At 69.8% G+C, this 7,048-nt stretch carries 6 protein-coding genes; all 6 read right to left on the reverse strand.

Going from position 1 to position 7,048, the window contains the following annotated elements:
- Positions 1–307 precede the first annotated feature (307 nt).
- The 6 genes from BDIM_RS07320 to BDIM_RS07345 all read right to left on the reverse strand — a co-directional run bounded on the left by BDIM_RS07320 (position 308) and on the right by BDIM_RS07345 (position 6,917).
- Complete coding sequence (locus BDIM_RS07320) at positions 308–1,552, reverse strand: DUF3363 domain-containing protein (protein ID WP_040346681.1); 1,245 nt, start codon at positions 1,550–1,552, stop codon at positions 308–310.
- Between the two features lie 329 nt (positions 1,553–1,881).
- Entirely contained in the window at positions 1,882–2,829 is a 948-nt protein-coding gene (locus tag BDIM_RS07325; protein WP_003164933.1) for a DUF2493 domain-containing protein, read from the reverse strand.
- A 309-nt stretch (positions 2,830–3,138) separates the two neighbouring features.
- Positions 3,139–3,594, reverse strand: coding sequence for a GcrA family cell cycle regulator (locus BDIM_RS07330; RefSeq protein ID WP_003164934.1), 456 nt, complete (start codon positions 3,592–3,594; stop codon positions 3,139–3,141).
- 149 nt (positions 3,595–3,743) lie between these two features.
- On the reverse strand, positions 3,744–4,163 hold the full coding sequence (locus tag BDIM_RS07335) for a single-stranded DNA-binding protein (RefSeq protein ID WP_003164935.1): 420 nt from the start codon (positions 4,161–4,163) through the stop codon (positions 3,744–3,746).
- 31 nt (positions 4,164–4,194) lie between these two features.
- Complete coding sequence (locus BDIM_RS07340; RefSeq protein ID WP_003164936.1) at positions 4,195–4,545, reverse strand: single-stranded DNA-binding protein; 351 nt, start codon at positions 4,543–4,545, stop codon at positions 4,195–4,197.
- A gap of 134 nt (positions 4,546–4,679) precedes the next feature.
- Positions 4,680–6,917, reverse strand: a complete 2,238-nt coding sequence (locus BDIM_RS07345) for a ParB/RepB/Spo0J family partition protein (protein WP_003164937.1) — start codon at positions 6,915–6,917, stop codon at positions 4,680–4,682.
- Positions 6,918–7,048: the final 131 nt, after the last annotated feature.

Below are 7,048 nucleotides of genomic sequence, written 5' to 3' on the forward strand. Positions count from 1 at the left end.
CGCGACCGTGGTCGCCGTGGCTTTCGGCGGCCCCTTCATCGAGGTGAACGTTCAGGCCGGGGGCCAGACCCTGAGGCTGAGAACGACGGGACCAGCCCCCTCCATCGGCGAGGCGATACGCGTGACGCTCGACGCCGATCGCGCGCGCTTCTACCCCCGCCCCTGAGCCGAGCCGCAAATCCTGGCGCGGGGCCGGTGACCGGCAGTCGGGCCATGTCAGGCCAAACGGCTTGGGTGGCAGACGGAACTCGATAGCGTGGCCATACGTCCCGATCCGGGAACCCGTTTCTCTGGTCTCGGCGAGAGATCACCCAAGTTCGACGCCCCTTCCCCGTCCGGGAATGATCTGCGCCAGGCCTGCAGCCCCGACATCGAGGCTTACGTGCTGCCCCGAAACCAGCGCCCCCGTCCCGACCGAGAGCCGGGCGTACTGCTCCACGCCTTGGCCGTCCCGCACGATGACAAAACGCCTGGCCTCCAGTTCATCGTGCGAGCCCGCCTTGACGACCTCGCCCGCCAGACGACCCGGCCGCGCAATCTGCGCGACGCGTCCGCTTTCCAAGCGCCTCTGGTTGAGAGTCCGGATGATGTCTCGCCGAACCTCGAGCTCCCGGAGCGTGGTCTCCAGATCCGGACTGATGCGAAACCGCCGTCCTTCCCGCGTCGCCAGACCAAGCTCTTCGAGCGTTCTCAGTCGTCCTCGCGTCAGGGCCGACCAGGCGTCGGTCCCGCCCACGCCGTCGTCGATACGTCCGTCTTTATCGGCCGCCGCCAGGAGCCGCCGATCCAGCGCCGTGAACCGATCGGCCTGGGTCTCCTTCCAGACCCTTCGCTCGGCATCCACGCGCGACAGGTCGCCCAATCGTTCCTGCGCCGCCTCCTGGGCGCGGGCGCGTAGGCCGTAGCCGATATAGTCGCGGGGGATGACAAGGTCGCGGCCATCCGACCGCCGCCCCCGCATCAGGACGTGCGCGTGCGGCTGGTCGGTGTCGTAGTGGCAGGTCGCGATCCATGTCAGACCGGGCTGACCCAGGTCCGCCCCGACCCTCCCCATGACGTCGCGCACATAGGTCCGGAGGTCCCGTATCCGCTCCCCGTTCTCCGGAGAGACGATCAGGCGGAAGTGGTGCCGATCACCGCCCCAATTATTGACGGCTGCGCGGGCGTCGAGGTTGTCGATTTCGCGGTCGAAGAACTCGGCTCGGTCGCCTTCGACGCCAGCGCCTTGCCGCCCCAGATAGACGACATGCGCCGCCAAGGCGGCGGCCCTGGCGGCCCCCTTCCCGAGATGGCGCGAGACCATGGCCTTGACGATCACCCGCTGACGAACATCGAGCCGAAAGGCGCGGCCGGACCGATTCTGCGCCGCCCTGAGCGCACCGACGCGGTCCCCCAGAGCGAAGTTTCTCGACGCCGCCAGACGAATGAACATGGCGGTGCGGACATCGCACTGGTCGCGTTTCAGCCTCCCGGGCAGTTGGACCCGCAAGCCGTCGTCGTCGGCCTCCGGCGCCTGCGTCAGAAGCTCCTCAAAGCGGTCACGCACCAACATCGACAGCTCCATCCACTGCCCAAGGCGACGACTGGATTCCGCGACTTGCGGCAAGTCGTGAGAGCCACGCTCCACGCCGTCTAAACCATGGAGAATATAGGCGAAAAAGGGCCTGCCAATCTCCTCCTTTTATCTTGCCCTAAGCCCCATTTCCCAGATTTCCGGACATTGCATTCAACACCGACCACATCCGATCAAACCCCGTCAAACTCGCCGCCACATTTCGCTACGAGGCCGCCGCCGCCCGCCACAGCCCTCCGGACGGCATGACGAAACCCGCCCGGCCGAAGCCGAGCGGGTCAGGTCGAACGCCATGACGTCGATGTCTCTCAGTGTGGTCGCGATCGTACCGCCAGATGCCGAACGCCCTGTTCCATCGCCTTCTGCCCGAGGTTGAGCGCCGGCCCGAACGGACGCCCGTCCGCCGCCCTCGCCTCGTCCAGGGAGCGGGCCAGAGTGAGGCAGCAGGTCGGCTCGAGCGCGATCAGGTCGTCGTTCGCCCTGAAGGGAGCCGCCTTGCCGTGGGCGTCGAAGTCCGCCCGGGCGAGGATCAGCTTCACCCCCTTCTGCTTCGACCACTGGATCGCCAGCTTCTCGGCGCCCTTCGCCCCCGTGGTCGCGAGCGCCATGTCCGGCCACTCCGCCAGGGCCCAGTTCAGGGCGTCGAAGATCCTCGCCGCATCGTCGCGGCTGTCAGCCGTCGGCGCGCCCCTGAAGGCCACCACCGGTCCGCCCGGATGGGTCTCTTCCGCTCGCCGGTTGCGGATCGCCCGGATCGCCTGTTTCGCCTCCAGCAGGGCGGCGGTCAGATGCGTGCCGCGCCGGCTTCCGCGCCAGGCGGTCCAGACCTCGCCGGTGGCGACCGTCCAGGTCTCGGCCGCGGCGTCCCGGATCATTTCGGCCGCCCTGGTCGCCGCGTCGCCGGCCCGGCCCCTGGCCGTCGCTTCCTGAAGTTCGACGTCGGCCGCCTCCGATCCGTCGAAGTCGCGATCCAGCCGGCGCATCGCATCGCGCGCCCGGTCCGCATCGCGCTCGATCCGTCCGGCCGCCGAATGGAAGGCGCCGATCAGGGCTTCTCCAAGGAGGGTCTGGAAGTCCTCCAGCGCCGTGTCGGAGATCAGGTCCAGAAGTTCAGTCATGAGGGCGCGCCCGAGCTGAACCAGGGCCTCCTCGGTCGGATGCGGGCGCATATCGCCGAGCGTGGCGGTCAGGTCGTCGAAGGCGGAGTCGGACTTCTGGGCGAAGGGCGAGGTGAAGGCGGGGTTCGAGCTGTGCATCGGATCATTTCCTGTTCTGAAATGTCGCAGCGCCCCATGCGCAACGACCCCGCTCCTGGCCACGTCGGGGCCCCCGGCGGTCACCGGAGCGGACCGCCTCTCGCGGGCCGTGGAGGGAAACGGCGAAGCCGTTGACGGCCGGGGTGACGTGACAGGATCGGAGGGCGTTGTGTGGGGGCATGTCCTCGTCCCTCTTGGGACGAGGACGCCTTTCGGCGCCGTCGCGCCGATGGGGACGATGGACAACGCACGCCCCCGACCGCGACGACGGCCGGCCGTCGTCGCCTGCACTCGCGTTCGGGATACCCATCAGTCGATGGCGACCGACCTCAGCAGACTGTCGACCGAACAGGATCGACGCTGATAGCCGACGGCGGCGTGCGCGGCGCAGAAGGCGCCGCGCGCGACCGTCCGGCCGCACAGGCCGAACCCGGCTTCGCCCGGATGGCCGTAGGGCCATCGACACTCCCCCCGTCCGACAGTGAGGACGGTGGCGGTGGCGGTCGCGGGCATGTCAGGCCGCGCATCAACGCGAGGCGAACGCAAGGACGTCTTCGGTCGATGGGCGCCCGCTCGCGACCGGACGATGGACAAGGCCGCGACCTGAGGCCCGCGCCCCAGGCCCAGTCGGTGGAGCTTGCCGAGAACGGCGCAGCGGGAGACCTCGCGCCCCAGGTCGCGGGCGATCTGGGCGGCGCTCCACCCCTGGCGCCAGAGGTCGGTCAGGCGAGCAATCCTGTCTTCGGTCCAGATGGAGGCGGTCATGACGAAACCCGTGGTCAGCGAGCCCGATCGGCTCGCCCCAGACCGCCCTTCCTCCGTCCTCCCTTCCTTCGTCCTCCCTGGCCGACACGACAATGGCCCGGCGCAGAGGCGCCGGGCCAGGACGTCAGCCTGAAAGGGCCGGATCTGGATCAGAACGGGATGTCGTCGTTCAGATCGTGAGCGGCCCCGGCCTTCTGAATGCCGCCGTCGGCGGACTGGTCTCCGTCGGTGGCGCTTTCGCGACGGTTCTTCAACCGGATGTCGTCCACGACCAGGCGGAGGTCGTAGTGTTCGACGCCGTCCTTGCCGGTCCAGCTGTCATTTTCGACATGGCCCTGGATCACCACCCGGCTGCCTTTCCGGGCGAAGGGCGCAATATAGTTCTCGGTCGTCGCCTCGTTGAAGCAGATGCAGTTGAAGCCGGTCGTGCGCTCGCCCGGCGTGCCGTCCGAACGACGAAACCGCGTCGTCTCCAGCACGCGAAAGCTCGCGCGCTTCCTGCCGGAATCCTTCGCCGCGAGGATGGAAGGAGCGGCGGTGAGATAGCCTTCAAGCGTCAGGGTCTGCATGGTCAGTCTCCTTGAAATGAATGATGAGGGATCAGGCGGCCGCCTGTTCGGGAACGGCGGCCTGGCGATCCTCGGCCCAGTCGAGGACCGTCAGCCGGTTCACCACCAGTTCCTTGGCGGCGCGTTCCGTGCCGTCGCGGGCCGTATAGGCGGTGTCGATGAAGGCGCCGACGACGAGGGCTTCGCAGCCCTGGGCGAGCCCCCGGGCGATGACCTTCTCGTTCAGCCCCTTCGACCAGCTGACGCAGTTGACGCCGACGATACGGTCCTTGCCCGCAAGGTCCACGCCGCGCTTCTCGAGCAGCCGGAACACCGCCTTGGCGAAGTCCGGACTGATCTGGGGGTCGGCCGCCAGCCGGCCGGTGAACACCATGGTCTGCATCTTCAGTCTCCTGTTGATCCGAAGCGTCCAGGGAGCCGTTCTCCCTGTTCCGCCTCGCCCCTGATCCTCCCTTCCTTCGCCCTCCCCCGGACCGATCCCGCCGCGCGCCGCGCGACGGAACCGGCCCTCGACCGTCAGACGGCCTGGTTCCGCAGGACGGCTTCGCCGGCCGGCGTCACCACGAAGACTCCAACTCCATCGAGGCCGCCGTGGTCCGGATCGTCATCGCGCCCGGGTTCGTTCCCCGTCTCGCCCCCGGTCTCGTTCCCGGTATCGTCCCCGATCTCGACGTCGGCCCCGTCGCAGGCCTCGTCGCAGGCCGTCGCCTCGCCCCCTTCCGACCCAGGCTCGGCCTTCGGCCCGTCCGCCTCACCCGACGGTTCGGCGCCCTCGGTCGCGGCGTCGTCTTCCGGCGGCGCCGTCCAGGACAGGCAGGCCGGAGCCCAGTTCCGTTCGGCCGCCTGATCGGCCGTCCAGGCGACCAGTTCGGTCTTCTTCAGCCGCCCGACCTCCTCCGACGACGCGCCCATGGCCGCGAGCATGCCCAGCAACTGGTCTTTGGAGTGCGACTGAAGGAAGGGCGCGTCCGGCGTCCACACGCGCGTGACATCCGCCTCGCACAGGGCGGCCAGTTCGGCGGCCTCGGCCCGGGCCGATCCCCGGACCAGGGTCGTCCTCTCTTCACGCAGATCCAGACTGAGGGCCGTCAGTTCGGCGAGCAGGCCGAGCCGGTCATCGGCCGCCAGGCCGTGCACCCATGCGACCAGGGTCTGGCCGGACGCCTCCCAGGCGCGACGTCGATCGTCCAGACGCTCGCGCACCGCCCCATCCAGGGCCTCGATCACCCGGCCGCCGGTCGGGCTGAAGACAGAGGCGGTCACGGTCAGGGCGGATTCAGAACGGCCTATCGAGGGGCGGACCGCCAGGACGCTAAAGAGACGCGCCGTCAGGGCGGTCAGGGCGACATCGGGCGCGTCGGCCAGGGCGCGGATCAGCCCCCGCGTCGCGACGTCGGTGCGCACCGCATGGAGAGCGTGGGTCACCCCTTCGGTCTCCGGCTCCGGCGCTTCGGCGCGTGGCGGCGCATAGGCGGGCTGCGACCGCCTCCAGATCTCCGGCGCCGCCTCATCGTCGGCCTCGAAGCCGGCGTCGTCGTCGGGCTCCGCCTCGGCTGGTCCGTAGCATTCGACCTCCACCCCGATCCGAAGCGACGGCCGCAGCACCACGACGGTCGCGACACGCTCGCCCGATCCCGCCTGGTCCTGGGCGATGCGTGCGCGGATCAGGGGCTCCAGCCTAGCGACGACATCGTCCCCGACCCCTTCCGCCTCCAGGACGTCGGCGGCCGCCTGGGCGCGCTCACGGGCCTCGCGGTAGAGGGTCGCCGAAGCCTCCGAAAGCGCGCCGCCGTAGGCGTAGCCAAGTCGCTCCAGATCTTCGGCCAGGTCCGGGGACGGACCCGCGCTGAGATGGACCGTCAGGCCTTCGCTCTCCAGAAGGGCTGCGACCTCTCCCGTCCGTTTCATCCAGGCCTGCGTCAGCCGGTCGGGATCGAGCAGGACCGGCGGCCGCTCCCCGAACAGGTCGGTCTCGGTCCGGCCGCCCGCAGCCGCATAGAGGGCGGGCGTCACCAGGCCGCAACGTGGGTCGCGCGTCGTGGTCCGCCCGGCGTCGAGACGCTCCGTGATGCGCCATTCGGGCAGGCCATGGCCGTCGAGCGCGCCCTGGGCCAGTTCGGCCTGTTCGTCCGCGTCCTTGAGCCGGGCCAGGAGTCTGGCCTGGCGTAGGGTGAGCCGACCGGTCTTCAGCGCCTCGAGCGCGACGGCCGGAAGGGCCGAGAGCGCCGCCAGCCGCCGGATTTCCACTTCGCCGTATCCAAGCGCCCGGGCGATCGCGACGACCGTGAGCCGGGACTTGAGCATCCGGCCGATGGCGACCACGACGTCGGCGACATGGACCGGCACGGCCGTATTGGTCAGGACGGTCGCCGCCGCCTGGCGCGCCCGGTCGGTCTCGACGAAGACCTCGACCGGATGATCGTCGCCCAAGACGCCGGCGTCGCGCAGCAGACGCAGAGCCAGCAGCCGGCGGCGGCCGTCCAGCACCATGAAGGCCGCCTCGCGACGGCGTCCGGGTCGGACGGTCGGAAACTGCAGCAGGCCGGCGGCGGCGATGGTGTCGGCGAGTTGCGGAATCTCGTCGTCGGCGGCCTCGCCATAGCGAAGGTTCTCGGGCGCGATGTCGAGATCGGCGAGATGGACGGTGCGCTGGCTGCGCGTCAGAACCGAGGTCGTCGGTGGCGTGGACTGCGCCTGGGCGACGTCGGATCGAGCCTCGAGGCGGTGGATACGGGTCCGGGCGTGACGGGACATGGATCTTCTCCCGCCGGCCGGCGGAGCCTATCCCCGCCGTACCGGCGCCCCGCCTCGCCCTTCCTCCCCGCCTTTCCGGGGCGCCGCCCCGGCGTCGTTCCAGTCGCCGAAAGGATGCGGCGGCAGGCGCA

It is taken from the genome of Brevundimonas diminuta ATCC 11568, from assembly GCF_000204035.1.
Lineage (GTDB): Bacteria > Pseudomonadota > Alphaproteobacteria > Caulobacterales > Caulobacteraceae > Brevundimonas > Brevundimonas diminuta.

What these genes read in the sequence shown, in the direction of transcription:
- BDIM_RS07325 (WP_003164933.1), bottom strand. Translation starts at nt 2,829, where the DNA reads ATGCACAGCTCGAACCCCGCCTTCACCTCGCCCTTCGCCCAGAAGTCC.
- BDIM_RS07330 (WP_003164934.1), bottom strand. Translation starts at nt 3,594, where the DNA reads ATGACCGCCTCCATCTGGACCGAAGACAGGATTGCTCGCCTGACCGAC.
- BDIM_RS07345 (WP_003164937.1), bottom strand. Translation starts at nt 6,917, where the DNA reads ATGTCCCGTCACGCCCGGACCCGTATCCACCGCCTCGAGGCTCGATCC.
- BDIM_RS07320 (WP_040346681.1), bottom strand. Translation starts at nt 1,552, where the DNA reads ATGTTGGTGCGTGACCGCTTTGAGGAGCTTCTGACGCAGGCGCCGGAG.
- BDIM_RS07340 (WP_003164936.1), bottom strand. Translation starts at nt 4,545, where the DNA reads ATGCAGACCATGGTGTTCACCGGCCGGCTGGCGGCCGACCCCCAGATC.
- BDIM_RS07335 (WP_003164935.1), bottom strand. Translation starts at nt 4,163, where the DNA reads ATGCAGACCCTGACGCTTGAAGGCTATCTCACCGCCGCTCCTTCCATC.